Source organism: Oleidesulfovibrio vietnamensis (assembly GCF_055388115.1).
The window spans coordinates 708,002-734,756 of sequence record NZ_AP042419.1 but is presented as its reverse complement, the minus strand read 5'-3'; the positions used below and the strand labels follow the sequence as shown (position 1 = coordinate 734,756).

Sequence of the window (26,755 nt, the reverse complement as noted above, 5' to 3'; positions counted from 1 at the left end):
GAGAAAACTCATGGAACAGATGTTTTACACGCTTCATGAATTCATGCTGCACTCCAAGGGCATCACCTATATCCTTATGGGAGTGACCCTTCTCTGCTTCGTCGGCTTCTGGAAGTTTCTGACCGGTCGGGACGAAAAAATGCGGAAGTACTAACTTCCGGCCCGAACACACGTCTTAGCAAGCAAGGAGACAATAATGATCGATTTCCTGACCGGCCCCATGCTCTGGATATCCCTGGTGGTCTGCTTCGGCGGTCTGCTGGCACGGGTTGTCTGGTACATCCGCGGCCTTGATTGGAAGCTCGACAGAGTGGCCTACCGGCCGCATATGAGCATCGGACTGCGCGGAGCGCTGCGTTCCGTACTCTGCTGGATAACCCCCATGGGAACCCACAGCTGGCGTCAGCAGCCTTTCATGGCTGCAGGGTTCTTCCTTTTCCACATCGGGGCTGTGCTGGTTCCGCTGTTTCTCATGGGTCACAACATCATTCTGGAAGAACGCTTCGGCTTCAGCCTGCCCACCCTGCCGTGGTGGCTGGCAGACGGCCTGACAGTTGCCGCTCTGGCCGGCGCGGCCATGCTGGCCCTGCGCCGCATCGCCCTGACGGAAGTGCGCATCCTGACCAGCGCTTACGACTGGTTCATTCTGGCCGTTTCCGCCGCACCGTTCCTCACAGGCTTCATCGCCCGTCTGCATGTGGGCGACTACCAGTTCTGGCTGGTCATGCACATAATCACGGGCGAACTGCTGCTGGTGCTCATTCCGTTCACCAAGCTGTCTCATGTGGCACTCTTTTTCATGTCACGCGGCCAGCTGGGTATGGATTACAACATCAAGCGTGGCGGTATGAAGCGTACAGCCGGCTTCCCCTGGTAACCGGCACACCCAGAAGGAGTGAACAATGCCTGAAGGTAAGTTCTGTAATAAACGTCCGGTCAACACCGAAGAGGACCTGAAGGCCCTGCTCGGCGACAAGGGCGGCAATCAGTATTACGAAGAAATGAACTCGCTGGAAGTGGACACCGACGCGTTGTGGTCCACCATTGAAAAAACCTGCCAGTCACGCATCCGCACCTGGCTGGAAATATGCGCCCACTGCGGCATGTGCGCCGACAGCTGCTTTCTGTACCGCGTAAACAACCGCGACCCCAAGCAGGTTCCCGCGTACAAGATACAGTCCACGCTGGGCGAAATGGTAAAACGCAAAGGCAAGGTGGACAACGCCTTCATGCAGCACTGCATGGAAGTGGCGTGGTCGCAGTGCACATGCTGCAACCGTTGCGGCATGTACTGCCCCCACGGCATAGACATGGGCGTCATGTTCAGCTACCTGCGCGGTCTCATGTACTCTCAGGGTTTTGTGCCGTGGGAACTGAAAATCGGTTCCGGCATGCACCGCGTGTACAGCGCGCAGATGGACGTGACCACCGAGGACTGGGTAGAAACCTGCGAATGGATGGAAGAGGAAACAGCCGAAGAATGGCCGGGTCTTACCATTCCCGTGGACAAAGTAGGCGCGGACATCATGTACACGCTGAACGCCCGCGAACCCAAGCACTACCCTGAAGACCTTGCAGAAGCCGCCATCCTGTTCCATCTGGCCGGTGAAGACTGGACCGTGCCCAGCGAAGGCTGGGAACAGACGTCGCTGGCCATGTTTGCCGGTGACTGGGCCGCGTGCAAAATGCAGGTGGACAAGGTGTATGCCGCCATGGAACGCCTGAAACCCAAACGCATGGTCGGCACCGAATGCGGCCACGCACACCGCGCCACCGTCATCGAAGGGCCGTACTGGGCAGGACGCGAAGACGGCCTGCCGCCGGTCAAGTGCATGCACTATGTGGAGTGGGTTGCCGAAGCTCTGCGCGAAGGCAAGATCAAGATCGATCCTGCCAAAAAGATCAAGGAACCCTGTACGCTTCAGGATTCCTGCAACTATGTGCGCAACCATGGTCTTGCCAACTTCACCCGCGAGATCATGAGCTATATTGCCGAAGACTACCGTGAAATGACCCCCAACCGCGAGCATAACTACTGCTGCGGCGGCGGTGGCGGCTTTAACGGTATCGGCAAGTACCGCGCAGAGCGTAACAAGGCCCTGCAGACCAAGCGCGACCAGATTCTGGCCACAGGCGCCACGCTGGTGGTGGCCCCCTGCCATAACTGCTGGGACGCCATCCGCGACCTTGAAGAAGAATACGAAATCGGCATCAAGTGGAGCTTCCTCAAACCGCTCCTCATCAAGATGGCCATTGTGCCGGACCATCTGAAAGCCGCAGACGACGAATAACAACAACAGGGGCGGAAGCAGACGCTTCCGCCCCGTTTCGCTCCCCGTGATGCCCCGTGCATCCGCATCCACGCAGGATACCCATGAAGCTTACCACACGAAGCCGTTACGGTACGCGCATGCTGCTCGACATCGCCATGCATACCCATGGTGACGATCAGCCGGTTTCCATCAAGGAAATCGCTGACCGGCAGGGCATATCCATGAAGTACCTTGAAAAGCTTATCAGGGTATTGAAGGGTGCCGGCTACATCTCCAGCAGACTGGGATCCAAGGGCGGCTACATGCTGGCCAGGCCGCCGGAATCCATCCTGCTGGGCGATGTCGTTTTCGCTCTGGAGGAAACGGTTCCCACCTTTGAATGTGTGGACCCCGAACCGTGCTGCCCCCGCATGGACTACTGCCTGACCAGAACCATCTGGAACGAAGCGGCCAAGGCCATGTATGAAAAACTGAATTCGTTCACGCTGGCAGACCTGATCAACGACGCGGAGCTGTGCCCCAAACAGGGGCAGGCCTGCTGAACGCGTCCGCAACGCACATACCGCAATAAAAGCGGTCTGCCATCAGGCAGACCGCTTTTTTCAGTACCGGCACAATCCCCCCGGATGCCCCGGCCGACGCTGCAATCCCCCCCGGGATTAGATAACCGCAGCGTCTGCATAAGTCGTTTGCGTTGCCGCACGTACTCTGTGCGAAGTGCGGCGCGGTCATGCGTACAAGATGTACAGCACTTCCCCCCTGTAATGCCTGCAACATGGCCGCGCCGTTTTTCGCTGATACCGTGTTTGCCGTGCCGCCTGTGCGCGGCAGGGCCGAAATACGCGCAGTGTGCGCGGACGTATCCGCTATGTGTCCGCCAACCCCCGAAGGCGGACCGGGCCCGTTGCGGGCCGCGCACACTGATTGCGCGGTATCCGGATGCCGTGCTTCCCCCCGTAGCCCCCGCTATGGTGCACGGCTTCCGTTGCATCTCGTGTCCGTATGTGCTCCGCCTTGCAGCGGCGGAGACTTACTCCTTCCTGACCTGCTCCGGTCTTGTCTGCGGCTGATAAACGGGCGCCTTCCGGGATCATCAAGGCATTGTTCCGCTATGCCGCAGCGCTGGCAAAATTCATCAGGACCAGTATCCGGCGCGGCTCAGTTCCATATCAAACCGCGGTGCCTGCCTGCCCTGCGCCTCAGGGTGCCGTGCCGCCGGCAGCAGTCTGCGGGCCATGGCTGTCAGATTGTGCAGTTCGGCCCTGCCCAGAAACCGCTCGTATTCTGTTCCGCCGTTAAACAGCAGGTACGACGGGGTACCGCTTATGGAAAACTTGCGGCAGAACTCGTTCAGCCAGTCCGGGTCCATCAGGCAGACTCTGGCCTTTCCTTCCACTGCGGTGGACGCAGCCTGCAGCACCATACACTGTTCCATAAAAGCGGAATCTCTCTGCAGGCATCCTGCCAGCACCGGTCTGTCTTCCGTATCCAGTATGCTGGCGAACTGTTCAGGCGTAACCACTGTTACCATGCCGGCCCCCCTTGTCCTTGCATCCTGTATTACAACACCGGTGCCAAAATAAAAAAAATCTGTAATATAAAATTATTACAGATTTCCACTAAGAATAACCCTGTCGGTGAGACACCTAATCGCTGTCTCAAACAAGACACTTGAGACACAAAGATGTCTCGCTTGAGACACTTGAGACATGTTATATGGACATGTCCAGCTCCCGCAGTTTGCGGTACAGAGTCGCCCGCCCTACTCCCAGCAGGCGCGCCGCTCTGGCCTTGTTACCTCCGGCCTGTTCGATGGCCGCCGTGATGCTGCGGGCGTCCAGCTGCCGCCGTCCGAATCCGCCCGCCACGGGCTGCGGAACTGCGCCGCCCGCTGCGGCAGAAACCGGCCCGGACACCGCCGCATCAAACCGGACAGGGGAAGACTCAACCGCCGCAAGCTCCGCCGGCAGGTGACCGGCTTCCACATAGCCGTCGCGGCACAGCACGCAGGCATGTTCCAGCGTATGCTTCAGTTCGCGCACATTGCCCGGCCACGGAGCACGGACCAGCGCAGCCATGGCTTTTTCATCCACTCCGGCCACACGGGTTCCCAGTTCGGTGTTGCATTGCTCCACAAAATGCTGGACCAGCAGCGGGATGTCTTCGCGCCTCTCCCTGAGCGGCGGCAGATGCACACTGGTGACATTGAGCCGGTAAAACAGGTCCGCGCGGAAAGTGCCTTCACTGATGCGCCGGTGCAGGTCGGCATTGGTGGCAGCCACTATGCGCACATCAGCCCGCCGCGGAGTGGTGTCACCCACCCGTTCAAATTCTTTTGATTCGAGAAAGCGCAGCAGCAGTACCTGAATACGCATGGAGATGTCGCCGATCTCATCAAGAAAAATAGTACCGCCTTCGGCTGTCTCAAACCGTCCGGCCCTGTCGCGCACGGCTCCGGTAAAGGCCCCGCGCACATGGCCGAACAATTCGCTTTCCAGCAGGCTTTCAGACAAGGCAGTGCAGTTCACCTTGACCAGCGGTCCGCCCGAGCGCGCCCCGTTGTAATGCAGAGCCTCTGCCACCAGTTCCTTGCCGGTACCGGATTCACCGGTGACCAGCACTGTGGTGTCGTATGCCGCAAGATTTTCCAGCAGGCCGAACAGCGATTGCATAACCTTGCTGCGCCCGATGATATTGCTGAATGAATGCCGCTGACGGAGCTGCTGCTCCAGCGACACAAGCCGCGTGATATCGCGGCAGGAAAGAACGGCGCCGGAAAACGTCCCGTCCAGCGAGATAAGCGGCGTGCCGCCCAGAATCATCACCTGGGCGCCGTCTTCACTCACGGCGCGGAATTCGCGCACGGGCGTACCGGAACCCAGCGTGGCTCCCAGCACATCCTGACATGCTCTGGCACAGGGCAGCTGCAGGGCGGTATGATGCATTCTCACAGCCTGTGCAGCCGGAATACCCAGCATTTTTTCAGCAGCGGCATTGATGTTCAGTACCACACCATTCAGGTCTACGGTGATGATGGCATCCTGTATGCTGGAAAAAACGGCCTCAAGATGCTGCCGGTATGACTCTTTTTCGTTCAGAGTCCGCCGCAGCTGCTGCTCTGCCAGACTGCGTTCCTCCACCTCGCGTTCCAGACTGGAGTTAATGGACACCAGTTCGCGGGTGCGGTCGGCCACCTGCTGTTCCAGTCCTTCGTTCACCTGCTGCAGCTGGCGGTACAGAGAATAGCTTTCAAGCATGGATGCGCAGGAAAAAAACACCACCGTAAGCAGATAAAACCCGAGGTCTGTGGACTCTGCCCCTTCACCGGTAAAAGCCACAAACATGCCCCACAGCCCCGAAGATGTCGCCAGCGGATGGAGCAGCAGCCTGCCGGCAGCGCCGATGCCCGAAGGCACAAGCACGGCCCTGTTGCGGCCCAGAACCCACGCAAAGGTTCTGTCTTCTATCAGTGCGTCCACTTCACGTTCAAAACGCAGACGGTCTTCCGGCCCGTCAGTAAGGGCACAGGTAAAATCTCCGGTTTCCGGATCGACCAGAAAAAAAGCCCATGACTGCATTTCCACCAGTCCCTGAGCCTTGGCCGCGGTCTCTCGCAGAATGCTGTCCACTCCTTCCATACGGTCAAGCCGCTGGTCAAAATGGCTCAGGGTGGCTGCCAGCTCCAGCGCGGCCAGCGTGGCTCTGCGCTCGTCCGGCACCCGCGCCCGCAGATCCTGCTCCGTTTCTGCCCCTTGCTGATTCATGCCTTGTCCCGCGCTTCCTGACCGGCGTCAAAGAACACACCGGAAATGGCCTCGAACTGCCTGCCCGCCTGCGCCATCATTGTCTGCACTGCCGAAGGCGCCAGCCCCAGTTTGTTTATTGCCGCGCCGTTCAGTCCGGACAGCACCATTCCCGCGGGAACATCCTCAATACGAAACAGAAAAGACATGATATCGGCAACATGCACCACGGAAGCTTCCAGAGGCGCCCGCACCCTGTCCGGCAGGTGATGATACCCCACCATGCGCACAAGGCCGTCGGGCAGATTCCAGCGGTTCAGCAGCAGGCTGCCTGCTCCGGCATGATCAAAGCCGAACACGGCTTTTTCCGCCTGATACAGCGGCACCTGCTGCTCATGGGCGTACACCATGGTCCGGCACATGGTACGCGGATGCCTGCTGAGCATGAGCAGCTCGCCCAGATCGTGCAGCAGCCCGCCTACAAACAGCCGTTCTTCCGAAAGCCCCATCTTGTGCCCGGCGATCAGCCGCGAAAACAGGCCGCACAGGATGGAATGTTCCCAGAAGCGCCGCATGTTGAAGCCCCCCGAGGGCACACCGGAAAAAACCCGCATGACGGAAATACCCAGAGCAAGGGTGACCAGTTCGTTGGCGCCGATAAGGGTGATGGCCCGCGCTATGGAGTCGATTTTGGAAGGGAACCCGTAAAACGGGCTGTTCACAAGCCGCAGAAGCCGTGCCGCCAGACTGGCGTCCGTGCTGACCACTTCCGCCAGCTTGCGCGAAGAACTGCTGGGCGACTCCAGCACCTTGACAATGCGAAAATAAATGTCGGGGAAAGAAAGCAGCTGCACCTGATCATCCACAACCGAATGGACCGAGGTACGGTCTTTATCAAACGAGTCTTTGGCCGCACAGGCCCGCAACGCCCCGTAATCCAGTTCCTCGGTTTCGGGCATGCCATCGTGCAGTATGCGGGCGCTCAGCCGCAGCGTTGTTATACGCCGCAGCTCATGCTCCAGCTCGCTGCCGCCGTGGCGGCCCATACGGGCATCCACACGCGCACGCGCGGCCTCCAGCACTTCGGGCGGCAGTTCGGCTTCGTGTTCCTGCTCCATGTCAGAGCGGTCCACACCCTCGATATCCGCCTCGGTAACACCCCACGCCTTGAATATACGCAGGTGGCGCTCCTGCAGCGCGGCACCGGCGCCCAGCAGTGTCCTGCCGTCGCGGCCGCATACGTCTGCGGCCAGCACCATGCCTTCTTTCAGATCATCGACATTCAGTTTTCCCATGAATGCTCCACTCGCTTTCCTCTTCACAGGCAGCATAGCCTTCTTTGGATTCATCCGCCACCGCTGCCTATTCTGTTTACCCGAAAGACTGCATACGCTACAGTATAGGGTGATGCTCGAAACAAAAGAATCTCATACGGGCACATAACCTGCCGGCAAAAGGAGAAATCAGCATGACGGGCAGCACAGGCAACAGCAGAACGCGGGTCGTCGTCGCAGGCGGCGGTTTTGCGGGCGTTTGGGCCGTGCGCAGACTGGCGCGCGACAAAAATCTGGATATCATTCTGGTCGACAGAAACAACTACCACACTTTTTTGCCGCTGCTCTATCAGGTTGCCGCGGCCGAACTGGAACCGGGGCAGATAGCCTACCCGCTGCGGGCCATTTTCCGCAAATATCCCAATGTGCATTTCGTCATGGGTGACGTGCGCAGCATCGATATGAAAAACAAGGTGCTGCACACTGACGGACCGCACATTCCCTTTGACAAGCTGGTTGTGGCCATGGGCAGCTTCACGGCCTTTTACGGCGTACCGGGCGCGGACAAGCACTGCTTCAGGCTGAAAAATCTGGAACAGGCCATCACGCTGCGCAACCATATTGTCTCATGCTTCGAACAGGCCACACACGAACGCAATCCGGACAGAAAGGACCGTATTCTCACATACACCGTGGTGGGCGGCGGCCCCACGGGGGTGGAATACGCAGGAGCGCTGGCCGAACTTATCCGCCAGCCGCTCACCAAAGACTTTCCAACCCTGAACACGGGACAGGCCCGCGTGGTGCTGCTGGAAGCAGGCGACGGTCTGCTGGCCGGATTTCCCGACCACCTGCGCCGCTACGCATTTGAACGGCTTACCCACATGGGGGTGGACGTACGCCTGAATGCCAAAGTGACGGCCGTGACTCCGGACAGCGTCGAGCTGGAAGGCAGCAGCCCGTTACGGACCGAAACCGTGGTGTGGACAGCAGGTGTGCAGGGGCACGCTCTGGCCGGCCAGATGGGTCTGCCCACGGGACGCGGCGGCCGCGTGCCGGTGCTGCCCACACTGCAGGTTGAAGGACATCCTGATGTTTTCGTTGCGGGCGACATGGCTCTGCCGCAGGGCGATTCGCCCGCTCCGCTCATTGCTCCCAATGCCATACAGCAGGGCGCTCTGGCCGCGGACAACATACGCGCCGCACTGGCAGGCAGACCGCTGCGCGCTTTCCGGTACCGCGACAAAGGCTCCATGGCCACCATAGGGCGGGCCGCCGCCGTGGTACGCATGGGCAAAGAACACACAGCCACCGGCTTTGTTGCCTGGGTCATGTGGCTGTTCATTCACCTGCTGTATCTTGTGGGCTTCCGCAACAGGCTGTTTGTACTTTTCACGTGGGCTTGGGATTATATCTTTTTCGAACGGGCAGCGCGCATCATCATTCCCCGCGGCCCCATAGAAGACGACGACGCGCCCTGACAGCCGGTACCGGACAAAAGAACACGCAAAAGCCATGCGGACAGCAGCACGGCGGCCCCGAAACACTGCGGGCCGCCGCGACAGCTGTGCCATGCCGTATACCGCAGCCCCCCTGCGGCCATGCAACAGAACAACATACCGCAAGAAAAGAAGCCGGAGCAGATTTATGCAGACTGCGCACACCGGCAACCGGCAGCCCTGCGGCCAAAGGCCACATACGGCGCTCCGGCAAAGAAGCGCCCGTCATGCCCCTGCCGCAGCAGCAGACATCATCAGACGCCGTGTATGGCCGCAAACACAACCATGGCCCACAGACCGGCCACCCCGTCGTCAATCATCACGCCGCCGCCGCCCGGCAGCCACGATTCCGCCTGACGCACAGGCCACGGTTTGGCAATGTCAAAAATGCGGAACAGCACAAACGCCCAGACAAGCCCCTGCGTGCTCACCTGCGCAAAAGGCAGCAGACAAAGCCACAAGCCGAAAATCTCATCGATAACCACCTCGCCGGGGTCTTTGCGGCCCAACAGGTGTTCCGCTCTGTCGGCGGCCCAGCAGCCCAGCATAAACACAAGAATCACCACCACAAGGCGCGCGGGAAAAGACAGCGGCAGAAACAGCCAGGGAGCCAGCAATGCCCCCAGCGCAGTGCCGCATGTTCCCGGTGCCACGGGAAACAACCCTGCTCCCAGACCTCTGGCCACAAACAGGGCCGTTCTGTCCATAAAAGAACGCTGCTCAGTCATCTTGTCTTCTCCTCCGTCCGGCTGCCGCGCACCGCGTACCCCGCGACGCCGCCCGGACAGGTGTGTCAGTCCCGCACATCCGGGGCATGTCCGTCTTGTTCCGCAGTCTGCGCACCCGACGGAACAACCAATCCACGACGCTGCAGTTCGGTCAGCAGCTCTGTCAGCGGCAGCCCCACGACATTGCTCCACGAACCGTCAATGCGCGAAACCAGAAAAGCCCCTATACCCTGAATGCCGTAGGCGCCTGCCTTGTCCGCCGGTTCTCCCGTGGCGATATAGGCTTTCAGGGCGGCATCGTCCCACCTGTGCATCCAGACCGATGTCACCGCATGAAGCACCACGGGTTCCTGCGCGTTGCCGGGCAGGCAGATGCAGCACGCGCTGACCACCTCGTGCCGCGCACCGGCCAGAGCCCGCAGCATGGAGAGCGCATGCGCATGGCCGGCAGGTTTGCCCATTATGACACCATCCAGTGCCACCACGGTATCGGCCCCGATAACACAGGCCGCAGCGTGGCGACGGGCCACCGGCAGGGTTTTGGCGCATGCCGCACGGCGCGCATAGGCCACTGCGGCCTCACCCTCAACCGGTTCCGGCTCGCTTGCACCGGCCGTATCCACTGAAAAAGGCACTCCCATGGCGCGCAGAAACTCCTGCCGTCTGGGCGACCCCGAAGCCAGTACAACGGGGCAGGACGCCGTAAAAGGTCCGTCAACGTTCATTCCGCATTCTCCTGCAGTACATCCGGCGGCAGAAAAGCACCGCACCCGCCAGATGCCCGATTTCCGCACCGGACGCAACCGCAGCGGCCGTGCTCTGCACCCTTTACGGCTGTCGCGCATTCTTTCATGCAGTTTTTCTTCCCGTATCGGCACCCTGTTAGCCTGCAGCAGCCGGACAATATATTTTTTCCCCTAATGTTTCACAGGGTTTTGCCGTTAAGAGTAGTAAGGACAAAAAACAAAAAAAATCCCCCTCGCCCCCTAAAGTTCTCTCCAAAGATACCGATAAGAGGAGACGAGGGGAGAACGTTGTGACCGATACGTCGTTTTATGTCCGCAACATGCTGCTGCAGTACGACAAGCAGCTTGTAACCGCCCGCAGGCTGGCACGATACCGTCATGCCTTGCGATTGGCGGCAGGGGAGGAAGCCAGCGCCATCCCCGCAGACGTGAAACGGAAAATGATGGTGGAGCGCATAGCCCGAGAGGTGGTGGAGAACCTTATCCTTTCAGGCAGCGACAACCCCGTTGTCCGGAGCATCAAAGAAGAGCTTGAGGCGCAGGCGGGTTTTCCGCTGATATTCAAATATCCGCCCACCGAGCTTGAGATGCAGATTTTCCGCGATACCCCGGAGGGGCCCGTGGAACTGAACACAGGTGAAAAGGCAGAGCTCATGGAAAGGCTGTGGGCCATCACCTTGGACAAGGTGGACGACACCATGCTATAGATGTCACAGCGTCCCTCGGGGAGGTTGCTATGCAAATCAAGAACCTGCTTAACAAGCTGGATCCGTATCAGGCAAAGCTTGAAAAAGCGGACAGCAAAAATACCGGCGATGCACGCCGCAAAAGTGGTGATTCGTCTTCCGGCGGAGACCGTGTAAGCCTGTCCAATGATGCGCGGCTGCGCACCGAAGCATACACGGGTGCTCTTTCCACGCCGGAAATACGGCACGAAAAGGTTGCCGAAATCAAAGACCGCATTGCGTCCGGCGAATACCGCATCGACTCCAAAGACATCGCGCGCAAACTGCTGCGTGACGAGACCGACTTTCTGGCCTGACCTGCTCTCCGGCAGATATTCAGCCGGGCTGTCAGACAAAAACGTTACCGGACACGTTTCACGACGCAGCACCCCGGGCGGAACCGGTCCGGCGGAAATCCTTTTCCGCAGCCATTCCGCCAAACCGCACTCCGGTGCGGTCCGCATGCCATAAATACAGACAAGGCGGCTCATGCCGCCTTGTTTTTTTGTATAAGCCTGCTGTCTGCAGATGCCCGCATTTACGGGGCCGCTTCTCCGCGCCGCGGGGCAGGGGCTGCCCTTACAGCCGCAACATGCGGTGGCACGGGGCTACGGATGCAGCGGCAGCATGGGTTCATCCACAACAAAATGTCCCTTGTGCCGCTGCCAGCGGGCCTTGCGGTGCACAGGCACTGACGTTCTCTTTACGTCCTTGGCAGGAAAATCCTCCGGCAGGGCATCGTCCCGCAGGTACGGCAGCACACCGCTGAAAATCCGCTCTCTGTTCTCCGGCACTCCCTGATTGGGAAAATGCCCCGCCGTACGGATAGCATCGCGCAGGCGGCTGTAATAGACATCTGCTGCAAAAGGCCCTTCCTGCAGCACATCCATTCTTGCGGGAATCACATACCGCGGCGGCGCACCCTGAGGAAACAGAATTCCGGCATAGGTGCTGTCTTCAAGCATAAAACGCATGAAACGCTCCGCAGCGTCCGTTTCATCCGGTGTCATATTTTTCCGGCCCACGAACACGTCGGACATCAGCATCATGTCTTTTTCCGGCCCCAGCACAAACGGCGTGACATACCAGTCCGCAGCATCGCCGCCCTGCGCCACCACCTCGCGCATGGTCTCGGAAAAACCGGCAAGCCCTGCAAGTCTGCCCTGCAGAGCGTCAGCAACCATGACGGAAAAATCAGCGTATGTACCGTCCACGCAGGGATTATTCCCCCGCGAGACGCACATGTGCGCCACATCGCCCACAGCCGATGCAGGCACCTCGTTCACCGGGGCATATACGCCCACACGCACCGAATCACGACCGAAGTTGTCCATCCAGCTTTGCAGATAATAGCCGGATATGAACCAGCTGCTGGTATAATCCGCCCCCAGATACGGCGGCTCGGGCCGGACTATCTGCAATGCTTCCAGCATCTGCTGCATGCTGTCAGCCTCTGCGGCGGCCCTGTGAGGTGTCATCAGAAAATACCCGCACAGCCAGTGCGTCACCCCGTACTGTCTGCCGTCCACATGGGCGGTGGCATAGGCTGCCGGATGCCAGTCGGGCATGACCAGCGTCTGCTGTGCCACGCTGCCCGTTGCCACTGCCGCGCCCAGCAGCAGGCTGTCTATTTCCAGCAGATGCATGCCTCCGCCGGACACGGGCTGTGTCAGCCACGAGGCAATATTACTCACCTCGTACATGTCCATCACGGGCACCGCCACCAGTTCAAGATCCACATCGGGATTCTCCGCCTCGAAATGCCGTTCCACCCAGCGCAGCATGGACTCCAGATCACCGGGAATGTCGGGATACAGTGCAACGCGCAGCACGGTGCGGCCATCGTTGAAAGCCTGTGCCGCGGCGGGACCCGCAAAAGCCTGACCGGCCGCGCCCGTCAGCATGCAAAGTGATACAATGCATGCCGAGACCATGCACAATGCAACAGACACCCGTCGGCGGATTGCCGTATACGCCATCACGTTCACCCCCTTTTATACTGGTTGCAGTAACGGATTGCACGGCGGCACAATGCATACCGCCGGGCCAAGGCAGAGTATTACCGGATATATACGCGCGCAGTACCGCATCGACAAGCTAATTATTTACATAAGGGATGGTATAAAAAGAACTATCTGGGGCACCAGCAGCAACAGCAGAGCACATACCGCATACGCCGCCAGAAAAAAGGTCACCCCTCTGAATACATCCTGCACTCCCACGTCTCCGGCAGCGGAGGCCACCACAAACGCGGTCACCCCCACAGGCGGCGTGATGGCCCCCATGGTGGTTATCACGGTAATGAACACACTGAACCACACGGGGTCGTACCCCATGGCCTGCACCACCGGAAAGAAAATGGGAATGGTGACCAGCAGCAACGCCAGCGCATCCATCATCATGCCGCCCACAATGTACACCCCGCAGATCAGCAGCAGAATGCCCAGCGGCGGCAGCGGCAGCGAAGCCGTCCACTCCGCCACGGCAAATGGCAGACGGGTTACGGCCAGAAAGCGCCCGTACAGCACGGCCCCCAGAATGATGACCATAATCATGCTGGAAATACGCAGCGTGTCGTTTACAGCATCCACCAGCCCCCGCAACGACAGCCTGCGCCCCGCAAGGCTGAGCAGCAGAGCAATGGCCGACCCCGCAGCACCTGCCTCCGTGGGGGTGAACACCCCCATGAACAGCCCGCCTATGACAAGAACAAAAAGAATCAGAATCTCGGCCGCGCCGGGTAGTGCGCGCATTCTGCTGCGCCAGCTGCTTTTTCTCCGGCCGGACCCCACTGAGGGTGCCGCCGGCACAACAGCCAGACCACAGCCAGAAAAAGCCCCGTAAGCAGCAGGCCGGGCATAATGCCCGCCATAAACAGCGTGGAAATGGAAAGACCGGTCTGCAGCCCGATGACAATGAGCACCACGCTGGGCGGAATCAGCACCCCCAGAGTGGCTCCTGCCGCCACGCAGCCGGTGGAAAGCACCGGTGCATAGCCGTATTTTTTCATTTCCGGCAGGGCCACGGCAGACATGGTGGCGGCCGTGGCGGTATTTGACCCGCAGATGGCCGAAAACCCCGCACAGGCAAGCACCGTTGCGTAGGCTATGCCCCCGCGGATATGTCCCATCCATGCATATACCGCCCTGTACAGGCGTTCGTTGACGCCGGAATAAAAACAGATCTGCCCCATGAAAATGAAAAACGGGATAACCGTAAGCCCGTAAGAGGAAAACACCTCCCACACTTCGCCCCCCAGCATGGACCATGCGGCAGCAGGCCCCATGGCTGCGGCATACCCGCCAAGCCCCGTGACCGCCATGGCAAACCCCACCGGAATGCGTGATGCCAGAATGGCCGCCAGAAGAACACCTACGGAAAGAACCCCCAGAGTCACCGGCTCCACATCACACCTCTCTGCCCAGAAGAACGGTTTTCAGAAACGAAACCGAAAGAATATACGCCATAACCCCGCAACCTGCCGACACCACATAGACAAACGGGGCGTATGCAAGATGCAGCGTTTCGGAAAGCTCGCCGAAGTCGGTGATGAATGCGCCAAGACCGATCAGTTCGCGGCTGGCTGCGGCAAAAAAAAGTGCCGAGCAGAAATACACCGCGGCATCCAGCACAAGACGCACGGGACGGGTGAAACGCGCCACAAAAAACGCCACGAAGATATGCGCCTTATGGCGCTGGGCAAAAGCCAGAGAAAGACCGGCCACCAGCGCCCCCATGAACCCGAGCAGTTCAAAGGTCCCCTTGACCGGCATACCCAGCGCACGCCCCGCAATATTGCCGCACGCAAGCATCACCATCAGCACCAGCGTGCAGCCCGCCGCAGCGGCCATCACCTTTGCCAGCAGCTCTCCCAGCCGCTCCATAGCCGTCAGTATCTTTTCCATTTACGCCTCGTTTCATCCGCCAGCGGCGGCATCAAAAAAAGAGCGCCCGGCATGCCCCGGGCGCCCTGCTGTCTGCATGGCCGCGGGTTATCCGCCGTACTGCGCCTTCAAAGCATCCACGGTGCGCATCACTGCATCGGGGTCGGCGCCTTTGTCCGCAGCCCTCTGCGCCCATGCGTCAAACAAAGGCTGCACGCTGCGTCGCATGGCGGCGATATCCTCTTCCGGCAGGGTGTGCACCTGCACGCCGTGTTTCTCTTCCGCCCAGCGCATGGAGTCCTGCACATGCGCGTCCAGATAGCGTCCCGTCCATGCCGCGTGCTCCGCCGCCAGCCCGTCCAGCACCTGCTGCACATCGGGTGACAGGCGCTCCCACGCTTCGCGGTTCATAATGACGGCAAAAGGATACACGGCCTGATCCGCTCTGGTCACATGGCCGGTCATTTCCGCAAAATTCATGTCCTTCATCACGTCCAGCGATGTGAACAGCCCCTTGATGATCCCCTTCTGCACCGCTTCCGGCACTTCGGGCATGGGCATGGAAACAGGCGTGGCACCAAGTTTTTCCAGTATGGCCGAAAGCGTTCCCGCGCCGCGTATCTCCATGCCCTGCAGATCACGCAGCGAACGCACCGGCGTCACTGTCATGAAATGCGAAGGAGCAGAAGTGAACATGGTGAGCACTTTGACACGCTCCAGTTCAGCGGGACGCAGGCCGGAATACAGCTCCCAGAGGACGCTGCTCGCAGCCTCTGCACTGGTGAACCCCAGAGGCAGCTCGAAAACACTCATAACGGGAAACACGCCCGGATGATAGGCAAGACTGATGCAGCCGATGTCCGCCTGCCCCGACATGACTCCGCGCAGCATGTTGCGGGCACCCAGCAATGTACCGCCGGGATAGGTCAGAACATCCACCTTGCCGCGGGTACGGGTGCGCACCTCATGTGCCCACTGCTCCATCTGGATGCAGGGAAACGTGGATGCAGGCGGAAAGTTGGCATAGTTCAGTGTGACGGGCTGCGCGGCGGCCGCTTCCGACCCCGTCAGCAGAGCGCCGGACACAAGGCAGCCAACCATGAGCAACAGCGCGGCAAATGTACTTTTCATAACGGCTCCGGAAAGGTTGCTAAAAATCATACCACATATGACTAGCACTCATATCAATAATGTTTCTTGAATATCAAGCCCTTTTTCCAAGCTGATGCACACCAAGCTGATGCACACCGGGCTGATGCACACCGGGCTGATGCACAACGGATTCCACATACTGGGCCTGAGCGCCGGGCATGTGCCGCGGCCCGCCGCATCTGCCTGCGGTCATACCACAGCCCCGCATGCCCGGCACTGACTATCATCACGTTCCTGCCGTATCACGGCCGGCATACCTGAACGCAAAAGGATTCTGTCCGGCCTGAGCTTCCGCCTCCGGCCCCGCTGATGGCGGTGCGGCCGGCGACTGCCGCCCCTTCCTTCTGACCGGTATTCCGCCCCGCGCACGGTACAACCTGCCGCACGCAGTACGCACAGCCGCCGCTCGCGGTTTCCGTGTACGGTAAACGGTGCATCTGCGGCTACAAACGGCCTGCCGCCACACAAAAGCCGTACACCAATTTATTACAGCCTTCCGCCGAAACCGTGCTGCAGTACACCAAATGCCGTTGTATAGGCAAATCAGGGCACATGCCCCCTGACGCCGCAAGTACGGCATAACACAACGGAGGAAAGACAATGCGGAAGCACGACGGTACGCACCATCAGGGAATTGCAGCGCGCCGGAGCTTCCGGATGCAGGAAGCCCCCCGCAGCAGCGCATGCGGCAGAAAGCACGGGCCGCCGCACCTGCCGGCAAACACAATTCAGGCACATGGAGGCCGGTCATGAAACACGATCTGCGCGCCTACTGGCGCACCAACATCTGCTATATGGCCGTACTGCTTTGCGTATGGGCCGCTGTTTCGTACCTGTGCGGCATCGTGTTCGTGCGCGAACTGAATGCCGTCATGCTGGGCGGCTTTCCGCTGGGCTTCTGGTTTGCGCAGCAGGGGTCAATCTTCGGGTTTCTTGTGATCATACTGGTCTACTTTCTGCTCATGCGCAGGCTCGACCGCAAATACGGCATTGACGAGTAAGGAGGGCGGAACATGAGTACCACGGTATGGACCTATATCATGGTGGGGATAACTTTCAGCCTGTATCTCGGCATCGCCTGGGTTTCACGCGTGCGCGACACCAGAGGCTTTTATGTGGCCGGAGGCGGTGTACCGCCGCTGGCCAACGGCATGGCTACCGCGGCCGACTGGATGAGCGCGGCATCGTTCATGGGCATGGCCGGAATCATCTCGTTTGCCGGTTACACCGGCTCCATCTATCTGATGGGCTGGACAGGCGGCTATGTGCTGCTTGCGCTGCTGCTGGCGCCCTATCTGCGTAAATTCGGCAAATTCACCGTTCCCGACTTTGTGGGAGACCGCTATTATTCCGGTACCGCCCGCGTGGTGGCCCTGTTGTGCGCCGTCTTTGTCTCGCTGACCTATGTGGCCGGACAGATGCGCGGCGTGGGCATTGTGTTCAGCCGCTTTCTGGAAGTGGACGTGAACACCGGCGTCATCATCGGCATGGCCATCGTGTTCTTTTATGCAGGCATCGGCGGCATGAAAGGCATAACATGGACGCAGGTAGCACAGTATTCCGTGCTGATTGTGGCATTCATCATTCCGGCCGCGGCCATTTCCAAAATGATCACAGGCACGGCCATACCGCAGCTCGGCTTCGGGTCGGCCATCGCACACGGTCCCCATGCGGGAAAATACCTGCTGGAAACGCTGGACGCCATAGGCCGCGACCTCGGGTTTGCCGGGTACACCGAAGCATTCGGAGCGGGCGGACGCTCCATGCAGGACGTCATAGCCATCACCATGGCACTTATGGTGGGCACAGCCGGGCTGCCGCATGTGATCATCCGCTTCTACACCGTGCCCACGGTACGCGGAGCGCGCCTTTCCGCAGTATACGCCCTGCTGTTCATCGCCGTGCTGTACACCACGGCACCGGCCATTGCAGCCTTTGCACGGTACAATCTGGTGAATTCGCTCAACAACGTGGCCTACACACAGGCGCCGTCGTGGTTTGCCAACTGGGAACGCACAGGGCTTGTGGCCTGGCTGGACAAAAACAACGACGGCATCATCCAGTACAGAAGCGGCAACGCCTTTGCCGGCAAGCCGGATTTCAGCGCCCTGCAAGGCGCGCACGGCCAGCGGCTGCTGCACAACGCCGCACTGGACGGCGAAAACGAACTGTATGTCGACCGCGACATCATTGTGCTGGCCAATCCCGAAATAGCAGGGCTGGCGCCGTGGGTCATCGCCCTTGTGGCTGCCGGCGCGCTGGCAGCGGCCCTCTCCACGGCCTCCGGACTGCTGCTGGTCATCGCGTCAAGCATTTCGCACGACCTGTACTACCGGATGCTCGACAGGCAGGCTTCGGAAAAAAAACGGCTGCTTGTAGGGCGTGTAATGATAGGCGTGGCAGTGTGCATTGCCGGATATTTCGGCATGAATCCGCCGGGGTTTGTGGCGCAGGTTGTGGCGCTGGCTTTCGGGCTTGCCGCGTCATCCTTCTTTCCCACTCTTGTACTCGGCATCTTCTGGAAACGCGCCACCCGTGAAGGCGCCATAACAGGCATGGTCTGCGGCATCGGGTTCACCATGTTCTACATAGTGCAGACCAAATTCATGGGTGTATCGCCGTGGTTCTTCGGCATCAGCCCCGAAGGCATCGGCTGCATAGGAATGCTTGTCAACTTTGTGCTTACGGCAGCCGTTTCGCTGGTCACCCCGCCGCCGCCGGCTGAAGTGCAGGAGATGGTGGAATCCATCCGCATTCCCAGAGGCGCATCGGCGGCCATAGACCACTGATGACGGCATGGCGGACGGCGTCCTGCTAAACCGGCCCTGCGGGGGACGGCTGCGGGACACGCCCGGCCGTCCGCCGCTTTTACCGCTGCACAGGAGAAGCCATGACACAAGGCAACCCCGCCCGCCAGCCCGGACTGGTACGCACGTTTCTGCAACGCACCCTGCCTTTCAGCGAACTGCCAGCAGACAGCCTGCGCCGCCTTGCAGAAGTCTGCACGGTGGAGTTTGTTCCGGAAGGTACGGCACTGCCGCACGGCGCGCAGCGCCCCGAGGCCCTGCGCGTGGTGCAGCAGGGTGCCGTGCGGCTGACAGTTGCGCAGGAAGACGGCAGCCCTGCGCTGCAGGACACCAGAGGCGAAGGCGACATCATCGGGGCCGCCGCGCTGCTGGGGCGCAGCACTGCTTCAGTACATGCAACAACACTGGAGGATACTTTTTTCATCCACATATCGGGAAAAACATTTCTCGGACTTGCTTCGGAATTTCCTGCCGTAGAACGTTATTTCATGCGCACTCTGCCGGAAGAGTACCTTACACGGGCCTTTGACGAAATGCGCCTGCGCTGCGAAGGAGCCTCCGGCAGCGGAGGTCTGTATCTTTTTTCCGGTCTGGCGGGCGATCTGGTGCACAGGCCGCCGGAAACGGTGGTGCGCGGCACCACCCTGCAGCAGGCCGCGTACCGTATGATGAAATCCGGCACAGGATCGCTGCTGGTCTGCGAAGCAGCTCCGCCGCACGGAGAACCGGACGCGGCAGACATGCACCTGCACGCTGCGGTCCGGACTGCCGCACTCGGGGGCAGCCCCGCAGCAGGGCCGGTCATCGGCATCGTCACCGATAAAGATCTGCGCAATGCAGTGGCGCTGGGCATGGGTCACGAGGCTCCGGCGGAAACCGTCATGTCCGCTCCGGTGGCGGCTGTGGACGAAACCTGCACCTGTTTTGACGCGCTGCTCGAAATGATGCGCCGCCAGATTCATCACCTTGCCGTTTTGCGTGCGGGCAGTGTTGTCGGCGTCATCACGGCCCACGACATCATGGTCGTACAGGGACGCACGCCGTTTTCACTCTTCCGCGAAATAATGCAGCAGCGCGATCTGCGCAGTCTGCACCCGCTGGGCCCGCGCGTGGCGCATGTTGTGCGCGCCGTGGTCGAAGAAGGTGCCCGCGCGGCTGCGGCAGTACGCATGATAACAGTGTTCAACGACCTTTTTCTGGAAAAGGTGCTCACCCTGCTGCAGGCCGAAACGGGTCCGCCGCCGGCAAAATTCAGCTGGATGCTGCTGGGCAGCGAAGGCCGCAGAGAGCAGACCTTTGCCACCGATCAGGACAACGCCCTTGTACTGGAAGACTGCCCTGACGATATCATAGCGCGGGCTGCACAGGTGTACTTTGACGCTTTCTGCACGCGGGCCGTGGCAGAGCTGGAAGCATGCGGTTTCGCCCGGTGCGCCGGAGGCATAATGGCTTCGGAGCCGGGCATGCGTCTGTCTGTTTCCGGCTGGCAGCGGCGCTTTATCCGCTGGATACACACGCCGGAACCGCAGGAACTGCTCAAGTCGTCAATCTTTTTCGACTTCCGCCACGGACATGGTCATGCCCCGCTGGTACGGCACCTGCGTGAATCGGTGGCTGCCGCGGCGCAGGCCGATCAGGTCTTTCTGCGTCATCTGGCCGCAGACGCACTGCGCGACCGGCCGCCCCTGTCTTTTTTCCGCAACCTTGTGGTCGAAAAAAGCGGAGACCACCGGAACATGCTGGATATCAAACGCCGCGGCATGCTGCCTTTCGTCAATATTGCACGCCTGATGGCGCTGGCGCACGGCATTGACGAAACATCCACGCCGGACAGGCTGACGGCGCTGGAACAGGAAGGTCACATGCCCGCCCAGCTGTGCCGCGAGGCGCGCGAAGGCTACGAGTTTCTCATGCATGTCCGGCTGGTACACCAGCTGGGACAGATACGGCGCGGCGAACCCGCGGGAAATCATATTTCACCGGCCGAACTGACCGGACTGGAAAAACGGACGCTCAAAGAGGTGTTTGCCGTAACCGAGCGGCTGCAGGCATTCACCCGGCAACGTTTCAAGCTGGATGTGTCCTGAAAGTTCTGTGCACGCAGCAGGCGTGTACAGCTATCCGGAGAAGTTTTTATGGGAATACGCTCGTTATTGCGCAACCTGCGCCACAGACCTCCGCTGCATCCTGCCCTGCAGCGCAACAGAAACGCATTTGCCGACTTCAATCAGGATATACCGCTTGAAGACTGCGAATTTGCGGTGACAGACATGGAAATGACAGGGCTTGACCCCGCGCATGACGAAATTGTCGCCATTGGTGCCGTGCGCATCCGCGGTCTGTCCATCATCACCGGCGACGTGTTTCACACCTATGTCAGGCCGCAGCGCTCCATGGCCCGTCCGGCCACGCTCATCCACCGCATCACACCGGCGCAGCTGCAGCACAGCCCGGCACTGGCCGGTCTGCTGCCCGGCTTTGTGGACTGGTGCGGACAGGCGCTGATTACCGGCCACCACGTGGGGCTGGACATGGGCTTTCTGACACGGGCGTGCAGACGGCATCTGGGCGGCGCCCCGGCCAACCCCTGTGTGGATACCATGCGGCTGGCGCAGGCATGGGAGCGTGAACGCTGGGAGCGGTCTTTCGATCCTTTTCAGCCCACGGTGTCATATACCCTTGCCGATCTTTCCGCCCGATACGGTCTGCCGCAGTTCCGCGCACACGACGCGCTGGAAGACGCCCTGCAGACCGCCTATCTTTTTCTGTATCTTGTGCGTAAACTGAAAGGCGGCGGCATAACCACGCTGCGCGGGCTGCATGCCGCCGGAAGAAGCTGGCGCTGGTATCTGTAACACCCCCGCCCGCGCCGGAAGCACTGCCTCTGCCGCGTGCCGCAAAGCGGCATAATTGACCCTGCCGCCGGTTTGCCGTATCTCCAGACGCATCATTTTGCTTTTCATTGCCAAAGACGCGCGGCACCGTGTTGCCCGGACCTGCGCATATATACACGAGGAATACCATCCATGAGCATCAACCCAGCCGATACGGACAAAAAAAAGGAAGCCGGCGTCGATTTCATCCGCGCCATTGTCAACGAAGACATGAAGACCGGCAAATATCAGGGCCGCGTCCACACACGCTTTCCTCCCGAACCCAACGGGTACCTGCATCTGGGCCATGCAAAATCCATCTGCCTGAATTTCGGCCTTGCTCAGGAATACGGCGGCAAGTGCAATCTGCGACTGGATGACACCAACCCGCTCAAGGAAACCCCCGAATACGTCGAGTCCATCAAAACAGACGTACGCTGGCTGGGCTTTGACTGGGAAGAGCGCATGTTTCATGCCTCGGACTATTTCGAACGTCTGTTCGAACTTGCCGTACAGCTTATCAAGGCGGGCAAGGCATATGTGGATGACCTGACTCCCGAACAGATACGCGAATACCGCGGCACCCTGAAAGAGCCCGGCAAAAACAGCCCCTACCGCGACCGCAGCGCCGAGGAAAACCTCGACCTGTTCATGCGTATGCGCAACGGCGAATTTGAAGACGGCAGCCGCGTACTGCGTGCCAAAATAGACATGGCATCGCCCAACATGGTCATGCGCGATCCCACGATCTACCGTATACGCCGTGCGCACCATCACCGCACGGGCGACGCGTGGTGCATCTATCCCATGTACGACTTCACGCACTGCATTTCCGATTCCATCGAAGGCATCACCCATTCCATCTGCACGCTGGAGTTTGAAAACAACCGCGAGCTGTATGACTGGATGCTGAATACGCTGGAACTCTATCATCCGCAGCAGATAGAATTTGCCCGACTGAATCTGACCCACACCGTGCTTTCCAAACGCAAACTTATCCAGCTGGTGGAAGAAGGTCATGTAAGCGGCTGGGACGACCCGCGCATGCCCACGCTGAGCGGTGTACGCCGCCGCGGCATAACTCCCGAAGCGCTGCGTGAATTCTGCGCGCGCATCGGCGTGGCCAAAGCCGACAGCATGGTGGACTACGGTCTGCTGGAATTCTGCGCACGCGAACACCTGAACCGCATAGCCCCCCGCCTGATGGCGGTGCTGGATCCTGTAAAGGTGGTTATCGAAAACTATCCGGAAGGACAGGTGGAAGAATTTGAAATGCCCCTGAATCCCGAAGACGAATCACAGGGTACCCGCATGGTTCCGTTCTCGCGTGAACTGTACATCGAAAGGGATGACTTCCGCGAACAGGCACCCAACAAAAAATTCTTCCGCCTTGCCATCGGCAAGGAAGTGCGGCTGCGCTATGCTTATTACATCACCTGCAACGATGTGGTGAAGGACGAACACGGCAACATAACCGAACTGCGCTGCACGTACGACCCCGCCACCCGCGGCGGCTGGTCCGACGACGGACGCAAGGTCAAAGGGACCCTGCACTGGGTTTCCGCCGCCCACGCCGTACCGGCTCAGGTGCGCCTGTACGACAAGCTGTTCACCGTGGAAAATCCCAATGCCGCCGAAGAAGGCAAAACATTTGTGGATTATCTGAATCCCGATTCACTTTCCGTGGTGACGGGCTACCTTGAACCGGCACTGAAAAACATGGAACACGGCAGCCGGGTGCAGTTTGAACGCATCGGCTACTTCTGCGTCGACCCCGATTCCACAGCGGACGCTCCCGTGTTCAACCGCACCGTGACGCTGAAGGACAGCTGGGCCAAAATAGCCAACAAGCAAGACTGATCCGCCGGTACCGTCTCCGCCTGACAAAGCGCCGCACCTTTCGGGTGCGGCGCTTTTTTATGCCCGGCAGCACGCAAAAAACACCGCACACGGCCCTGCCGGAGCAGAAGCGATGTGCGGTGTAGGTTGCGGGTAACGCGCCCCGGAGACGCAGGGCATTCAATCAGCAAAAACAGTAACGGCCGCATTCACACATGCGGCGAAAGACATCCGGCGACAGAAAACATCCGGCGGCACGCTTACGCACTGTGCACGGCGGCACCGCCCATGGCCGGAGAAACCGGCCTGTCTGTGCCGGTGCAGGCCGCAGCCTGTGTCGCTGCGGTCATACCGGCAGCTGCTGTCTGCCCCTGCGGTGCGGCAACTGCCTGCACCACTGCGTCCACTGCCCCCGGCACGGCGTTCACAGCGGCTGTCACGGCACCGGTTATGGCATCGGGCAGCACTTCCGGCAACGACTGCACGGCGTTGCCCACCACTCCGGGCACAGCCTGAACAGCCGCACCCACGGCACCCACGGCGTCTGCCACGGCCGCCGCGTGTTCTTCTGTCAGCCGGGCAGGCGAAGATGAACGGGGCAGAACGGCCACACCGCCGGTTATCATGGCTATGCCGGCCCACTGCATGGGTGTAAGCATCTCGCCGATGGTAAAATAGGCAAAAGTGGCGGCCAGCGCCGGTTCAAGCAGCAGGATGGTGTTGGCCACCCCTACAGAGAGCATGCCCAGCGACACGTTGTACATACCCATACCCAGCAGCGTGGGACCCACAGCAAGAGCCAGCATGGCCACCCAGCACCCCGGTTCCATATTCATGCCTTGTATGCTCATGACGCCCAGCCCCCATGAAGGAACAAACAGCGCGGCAATCACGTTGAACAGCACCTGAAACAAGCTGGCGTACCCGAAGATATGCAGCAGCGTCACCCAAGGGTTAAGCCCCCGGCAGGCTGCAAGACGCCCCATCATTCCGTAACCGGCATACAGAAGCCCAGAGGCGAATCCCGTGACAAGCCCCAGAGTGCTCATACCGCTCCAGACTTCCGGTGTGAGCACGCCGCACACCAGCGCGCAGCCCGAAAGGCAGATGACAACCGCCAGCGCCAGCGAGCGGCTCATTCTTTCGCCCAGCAGCAGCCAGCCGAGTATGCCGGAATATGCCGCGGAGCAGTAAGAAAGCACCGTGGCCACGGAAGCACCCGTTTCAATGACGGCAATGGTCCAGTCAAGGTTCATGGAAGCCAGCATGAAACCGTAGGCAACCAGAAGCCTGTTGTCGGCCTTGCCGTGCACCCGCACGGGCACGCGCAGCAGCGTCAGCACGGGCAGCAGCGTCAGAAAAACCAGCGCATTGCGCCAGAAGGCAAGCTGCGCCGGCGGCAGAGCGTATTCATCGCTTATGTGTTTAATGATGATGCCGGTCAACGACATGACCACAGCGGCCACAAGAGCCGAAAGATACCCGGCCGAAGCGCCGGAAAACCGCAGTCCGTTCAGGGGGCTGCGCAACGAAAAAGACATGGTGTTCTGCATGGCATGCATCCTCGATCAACAAAAAATGAAGCATGCCTCTACGCCTGCATTGACCCCTTGATAAGGGACACTTTTTATGAATATTTACAGGGTCACTTTAACGACGTCATCCTCTGTTCCGCACCGCCGGACGCAGCCGTCTTTCCGGAGGCTTTCATGAGTATTCCGCTGAACCACAACACCCCGCTGCCGCTGTATAAACAGCTTGCGGCCTACCTGCGTCAGCGCATCGAACTGGGTGAACTGGAACCGGGCACAAAACTGCCGTCCATCCGCCATATGGCCCGCAGTCAGGGTATCAACCGCATTACCGTGGAAACCGCCTATGCCGAACTGGAAGCTGACGGGCTGGTGACATCGCGCAGGGGCAGCGGCACTTTTGTGCTGCCGCCTTTTCCCGGCCACGACGGCCCGCAGGCCGATACACCCGGCAGATGGCCCGCATGGCAGCACGCAGCCGCCGAACGCTTCGAGGCCATATGGCCCGGACACCCCGCCCCGCTGCACAGCGGAGCAACTCCTGCGGGGGTGATCTCGCTGGCAGACGGCAACAGCGACCCCCTGCTTTTCCCCTTCGAAGCTTTCAGCCGGACCCTGCGCGAGGTCATGCGCCGCGACGGCACCGCCGCGCTGGAATACGAGGAAGCCGCAGGCTACCGTCCGCTGCGCCGGACCATCGCCCGCATTCTTGTCGATCAGGGCATAGGTGTGACGCCTGACAACATTGTGGTCACATCCGGCTCGCAGCAGGCCATTTTCATCATCGCGCAGGTGCTGCTGCGCAAAGGGCAGACCGTCTACACCGAAACCCCCACCTATCCCGAGTCACTCAGACTTTTCCGCACCATGGGCATGCGCATAGCCGCCATACCCATGGACAGCGGCGGCATGCGCACCGACCTGCTGGAACAGGCCATGCGCACACACGGCGAAGGGCTGGTTCTGACCATGCCCACGTTTCACAACCCTACGGGCATCTGCATGGACGGACACCGCCGGCGTATTCTTGCCTCCATGGCAGAAGCGCATGGCATTGCGGTGGTGGAAGACGACTACGCCGGCGATATCCGCTATGAAGGGCATTCGCAACCGGCCATCAAAAGTCTGAGTGCCGCAGGCAACTGCCTGTACATCGGCACGTTTTCAAAAATGCTCGTACCCGGCCTGCGGGTGGGCTACATTGTTGCCGAAGGGCCGGTGCTGACACAACTTGAACGGTATAAACGCATGCTTGATCTTTCTTCGCCCGGACTTGTGCAGCGGGTGCTGGAACGATTCGTTGATGTGGGCAGCTACCGCAACCACCTGAACAGACTGTGCCGCACCTACCGCATGCGGCGCGACATAATGCTGGACTGTGCGCAAAAATGGCTGCCCCGATGCGTGCATATCACCCCGCCGTCCGGCGGGCTGTTTGCCTGGCTGCGGCTGCCGGAAGACGTGCATGCCGACGCCCTTGCCGAAACGGCCCCCCACCACGGGGTGGCTGTTGCCAGCGGCACGGCTTTTTTTCCTCAGCCTCAGGAAGGCGCCCGCCATATCCGCATAAATTTTTGCAGACACGACGAGAACACCCTGAAAGAAGCCATGCGCAGGCTTGGAACAGCCATGCAGAAAAGCATCGCCGCCACAAAGTATATGAAGTGATAACATGCTTGT

Annotated in this window: 22 protein-coding genes and 1 pseudogene; 13 read left to right on the top strand and 10 right to left on the bottom strand. The window is 60.0% G+C overall.

All coding sequences use genetic code 11. From position 1 onward, the window contains the following. The first annotated feature begins 10 nt into the window (after positions 1 to 10). The 4 genes from hmcD (at position 11) to ACZ5D1_RS03050 (ending at position 2,815) form a co-directional block, all read left to right on the top strand. Positions 11 to 154: a sulfate respiration complex protein HmcD gene (gene hmcD / locus ACZ5D1_RS03065; RefSeq protein WP_011366745.1), complete on the top strand. Its 144-nt coding sequence runs from the start codon at positions 11 to 13 to the stop codon at positions 152 to 154. Between the two features lie 42 nt (positions 155 to 196). After that, a complete protein-coding gene (gene hmcE, locus ACZ5D1_RS03060; protein ID WP_011366744.1) occupies positions 197 to 877 on the top strand; it encodes a sulfate respiration complex protein HmcE in 681 nt (226 codons plus the stop codon). Between the two features lie 25 nt (positions 878 to 902). Further along, complete coding sequence (gene hmcF, locus ACZ5D1_RS03055; protein ID WP_011366743.1) at positions 903 to 2,291, top strand: sulfate respiration complex iron-sulfur protein HmcF; 1,389 nt, start codon at positions 903 to 905, stop codon at positions 2,289 to 2,291. 83 nt (positions 2,292 to 2,374) lie between these two features. After that, the gene (locus tag ACZ5D1_RS03050) at positions 2,375 to 2,815 is read left to right on the top strand and encodes an RrF2 family transcriptional regulator (RefSeq protein WP_011366742.1); all 441 of its coding nucleotides are present in this window, start codon (positions 2,375 to 2,377) and stop codon (positions 2,813 to 2,815) included. Positions 2,816 to 3,408: 593 nt separating this feature from the next. Here the strand turns inward: ACZ5D1_RS03050 and ACZ5D1_RS03045 are convergent. The 3 genes from ACZ5D1_RS03045 to ACZ5D1_RS03035 all read right to left on the bottom strand — a co-directional run bounded on the left by ACZ5D1_RS03045 (position 3,409) and on the right by ACZ5D1_RS03035 (position 7,311). Continuing rightward, the gene (locus tag ACZ5D1_RS03045) at positions 3,409 to 3,804 is read right to left on the bottom strand and encodes a thioredoxin domain-containing protein (RefSeq protein WP_011366741.1); all 396 of its coding nucleotides are present in this window, start codon (positions 3,802 to 3,804) and stop codon (positions 3,409 to 3,411) included. Between the two features lie 181 nt (positions 3,805 to 3,985). Beyond that, positions 3,986 to 6,037 (bottom strand): sigma-54 interaction domain-containing protein, encoded by a 2,052-nt coding sequence (locus tag ACZ5D1_RS03040; protein WP_464555849.1) that lies wholly within the window; start codon positions 6,035 to 6,037, stop codon positions 3,986 to 3,988. Beyond that, on the bottom strand, positions 6,034 to 7,311 hold the full coding sequence (locus ACZ5D1_RS03035) for an HDOD domain-containing protein (RefSeq protein ID WP_051363936.1): 1,278 nt from the start codon (positions 7,309 to 7,311) through the stop codon (positions 6,034 to 6,036). Before ACZ5D1_RS03035 ends, ACZ5D1_RS03040 begins: the two co-directional genes overlap by 4 nt. 173 nt (positions 7,312 to 7,484) lie before the next feature. On the opposite strand from ACZ5D1_RS03035, the gene ACZ5D1_RS03030 reads away from it, so the two are divergent. Then, the gene (locus tag ACZ5D1_RS03030) at positions 7,485 to 8,771 is read left to right on the top strand and encodes an NAD(P)/FAD-dependent oxidoreductase (protein ID WP_027181794.1); all 1,287 of its coding nucleotides are present in this window, start codon (positions 7,485 to 7,487) and stop codon (positions 8,769 to 8,771) included. 272 nt (positions 8,772 to 9,043) lie between these two features. Here the strand turns inward: ACZ5D1_RS03030 and ACZ5D1_RS03025 are convergent, their stop codons facing one another. Next, entirely contained in the window at positions 9,044 to 9,517 is a 474-nt protein-coding gene (locus tag ACZ5D1_RS03025; RefSeq protein WP_155891365.1) for a phosphatidylglycerophosphatase A family protein, read from the bottom strand. A gap of 65 nt (positions 9,518 to 9,582) precedes the next feature. Continuing rightward, complete coding sequence (locus tag ACZ5D1_RS03020) at positions 9,583 to 10,242, bottom strand: Maf family nucleotide pyrophosphatase (protein WP_027181792.1); 660 nt, start codon at positions 10,240 to 10,242, stop codon at positions 9,583 to 9,585. 311 nt (positions 10,243 to 10,553) lie between these two features. On the opposite strand from ACZ5D1_RS03020, the gene ACZ5D1_RS03015 reads away from it, so the two are divergent. Both ACZ5D1_RS03015 and flgM read left to right on the top strand, forming a co-directional pair. Next, positions 10,554 to 10,970 (top strand): DVU0524 family FlgM-associated protein, encoded by a 417-nt coding sequence (locus ACZ5D1_RS03015; protein ID WP_011366735.1) that lies wholly within the window; start codon positions 10,554 to 10,556, stop codon positions 10,968 to 10,970. Between the two features lie 29 nt (positions 10,971 to 10,999). Beyond that, entirely contained in the window at positions 11,000 to 11,305 is a 306-nt protein-coding gene (gene flgM, locus ACZ5D1_RS03010) for a flagellar biosynthesis anti-sigma factor FlgM (protein ID WP_011366734.1), read from the top strand. A 291-nt stretch (positions 11,306 to 11,596) separates the two neighbouring features. Here the strand turns inward: flgM and ACZ5D1_RS03005 are convergent, their stop codons facing one another. The 4 genes and pseudogenes from ACZ5D1_RS03005 to ACZ5D1_RS02990 form a co-directional block, all read right to left on the bottom strand. Continuing rightward, positions 11,597 to 12,892 (bottom strand): type 2 periplasmic-binding domain-containing protein, encoded by a 1,296-nt coding sequence (locus ACZ5D1_RS03005; RefSeq protein ID WP_155891364.1) that lies wholly within the window; start codon positions 12,890 to 12,892, stop codon positions 11,597 to 11,599. A 201-nt stretch (positions 12,893 to 13,093) separates the two neighbouring features. After that, positions 13,094 to 14,394 (bottom strand): annotated as a pseudogene (locus ACZ5D1_RS03000) (TRAP transporter large permease). A gap of 1 nt (position 14,395) precedes the next feature. Further along, positions 14,396 to 14,893: a TRAP transporter small permease gene (locus tag ACZ5D1_RS02995; protein ID WP_011366731.1), complete on the bottom strand. Its 498-nt coding sequence runs from the start codon at positions 14,891 to 14,893 to the stop codon at positions 14,396 to 14,398. Between the two features lie 87 nt (positions 14,894 to 14,980). Continuing rightward, positions 14,981 to 16,003, bottom strand: coding sequence for a TRAP transporter substrate-binding protein (locus ACZ5D1_RS02990; RefSeq protein WP_464555844.1), 1,023 nt, complete (start codon positions 16,001 to 16,003; stop codon positions 14,981 to 14,983). Positions 16,004 to 16,773: 770 nt separating this feature from the next. On the opposite strand from ACZ5D1_RS02990, the gene ACZ5D1_RS02985 reads away from it, so the two are divergent. From ACZ5D1_RS02985 to ACZ5D1_RS02965, 5 genes are all read left to right on the top strand, one after another. Beyond that, positions 16,774 to 17,025 (top strand): DUF4212 domain-containing protein, encoded by a 252-nt coding sequence (locus ACZ5D1_RS02985; RefSeq protein ID WP_027181788.1) that lies wholly within the window; start codon positions 16,774 to 16,776, stop codon positions 17,023 to 17,025. Positions 17,026 to 17,037: 12 nt separating this feature from the next. Beyond that, positions 17,038 to 18,813, top strand: coding sequence for a sodium:solute symporter family protein (locus tag ACZ5D1_RS02980; protein ID WP_011366728.1), 1,776 nt, complete (start codon positions 17,038 to 17,040; stop codon positions 18,811 to 18,813). Between the two features lie 101 nt (positions 18,814 to 18,914). Further along, a complete protein-coding gene (locus ACZ5D1_RS02975) occupies positions 18,915 to 20,918 on the top strand; it encodes a putative nucleotidyltransferase substrate binding domain-containing protein (protein WP_464555842.1) in 2,004 nt (667 codons plus the stop codon). A gap of 48 nt (positions 20,919 to 20,966) precedes the next feature. Next, positions 20,967 to 21,686: a 3'-5' exonuclease gene (locus ACZ5D1_RS02970; RefSeq protein ID WP_464555840.1), complete on the top strand. Its 720-nt coding sequence runs from the start codon at positions 20,967 to 20,969 to the stop codon at positions 21,684 to 21,686. A 171-nt stretch (positions 21,687 to 21,857) separates the two neighbouring features. Continuing rightward, positions 21,858 to 23,564 (top strand): glutamine--tRNA ligase/YqeY domain fusion protein, encoded by a 1,707-nt coding sequence (locus ACZ5D1_RS02965; protein ID WP_027181784.1) that lies wholly within the window; start codon positions 21,858 to 21,860, stop codon positions 23,562 to 23,564. Between the two features lie 239 nt (positions 23,565 to 23,803). Here the strand turns inward: ACZ5D1_RS02965 and ACZ5D1_RS02960 are convergent, their stop codons facing one another. After that, the gene (locus ACZ5D1_RS02960; protein WP_234702943.1) at positions 23,804 to 25,096 is read right to left on the bottom strand and encodes a DMT family transporter; all 1,293 of its coding nucleotides are present in this window, start codon (positions 25,094 to 25,096) and stop codon (positions 23,804 to 23,806) included. Between the two features lie 156 nt (positions 25,097 to 25,252). Here ACZ5D1_RS02960 and pdxR point away from each other — a divergent pair, with 156 nt between their 5' ends. After that, a complete protein-coding gene (pdxR, locus tag ACZ5D1_RS02955) occupies positions 25,253 to 26,743 on the top strand; it encodes a MocR-like pyridoxine biosynthesis transcription factor PdxR (RefSeq protein WP_027181783.1) in 1,491 nt (496 codons plus the stop codon). The last annotated feature ends 12 nt before the right edge of the window (positions 26,744 to 26,755 follow it).

Coding starts and splice junctions, on each gene's coding strand:
- pdxR (WP_027181783.1), top strand. CDS start 25,253: ATGAGTATTCCGCTGAACCACAACACCCCGCTGCCGCTGTATAAACAG.
- ACZ5D1_RS03025 (WP_155891365.1), bottom strand. CDS start 9,517: ATGACTGAGCAGCGTTCTTTTATGGACAGAACGGCCCTGTTTGTGGCC.
- ACZ5D1_RS02990 (WP_464555844.1), bottom strand. CDS start 16,003: ATGAAAAGTACATTTGCCGCGCTGTTGCTCATGGTTGGCTGCCTTGTG.
- ACZ5D1_RS03005 (WP_155891364.1), bottom strand. CDS start 12,892: ATGCTGACGGGCGCGGCCGGTCAGGCTTTTGCGGGTCCCGCCGCGGCA.
- ACZ5D1_RS02965 (WP_027181784.1), top strand. CDS start 21,858: ATGAGCATCAACCCAGCCGATACGGACAAAAAAAAGGAAGCCGGCGTC.
- hmcF (WP_011366743.1), top strand. CDS start 903: ATGCCTGAAGGTAAGTTCTGTAATAAACGTCCGGTCAACACCGAAGAG.
- ACZ5D1_RS03035 (WP_051363936.1), bottom strand. CDS start 7,311: ATGGGAAAACTGAATGTCGATGATCTGAAAGAAGGCATGGTGCTGGCC.
- ACZ5D1_RS02985 (WP_027181788.1), top strand. CDS start 16,774: ATGAAACACGATCTGCGCGCCTACTGGCGCACCAACATCTGCTATATG.
- ACZ5D1_RS02970 (WP_464555840.1), top strand. CDS start 20,967: ATGGGAATACGCTCGTTATTGCGCAACCTGCGCCACAGACCTCCGCTG.
- ACZ5D1_RS03050 (WP_011366742.1), top strand. CDS start 2,375: ATGAAGCTTACCACACGAAGCCGTTACGGTACGCGCATGCTGCTCGAC.
- ACZ5D1_RS02980 (WP_011366728.1), top strand. CDS start 17,038: ATGAGTACCACGGTATGGACCTATATCATGGTGGGGATAACTTTCAGC.
- ACZ5D1_RS03030 (WP_027181794.1), top strand. CDS start 7,485: ATGACGGGCAGCACAGGCAACAGCAGAACGCGGGTCGTCGTCGCAGGC.
- ACZ5D1_RS03045 (WP_011366741.1), bottom strand. CDS start 3,804: ATGGTAACAGTGGTTACGCCTGAACAGTTCGCCAGCATACTGGATACG.
- ACZ5D1_RS03040 (WP_464555849.1), bottom strand. CDS start 6,037: ATGAATCAGCAAGGGGCAGAAACGGAGCAGGATCTGCGGGCGCGGGTG.
- ACZ5D1_RS02960 (WP_234702943.1), bottom strand. CDS start 25,096: ATGCAGAACACCATGTCTTTTTCGTTGCGCAGCCCCCTGAACGGACTG.
- ACZ5D1_RS03020 (WP_027181792.1), bottom strand. CDS start 10,242: ATGAACGTTGACGGACCTTTTACGGCGTCCTGCCCCGTTGTACTGGCT.
- hmcE (WP_011366744.1), top strand. CDS start 197: ATGATCGATTTCCTGACCGGCCCCATGCTCTGGATATCCCTGGTGGTC.
- ACZ5D1_RS02975 (WP_464555842.1), top strand. CDS start 18,915: ATGACACAAGGCAACCCCGCCCGCCAGCCCGGACTGGTACGCACGTTT.
- hmcD (WP_011366745.1), top strand. CDS start 11: ATGGAACAGATGTTTTACACGCTTCATGAATTCATGCTGCACTCCAAG.
- flgM (WP_011366734.1), top strand. CDS start 11,000: ATGCAAATCAAGAACCTGCTTAACAAGCTGGATCCGTATCAGGCAAAG.
- ACZ5D1_RS02995 (WP_011366731.1), bottom strand. CDS start 14,893: ATGGAAAAGATACTGACGGCTATGGAGCGGCTGGGAGAGCTGCTGGCA.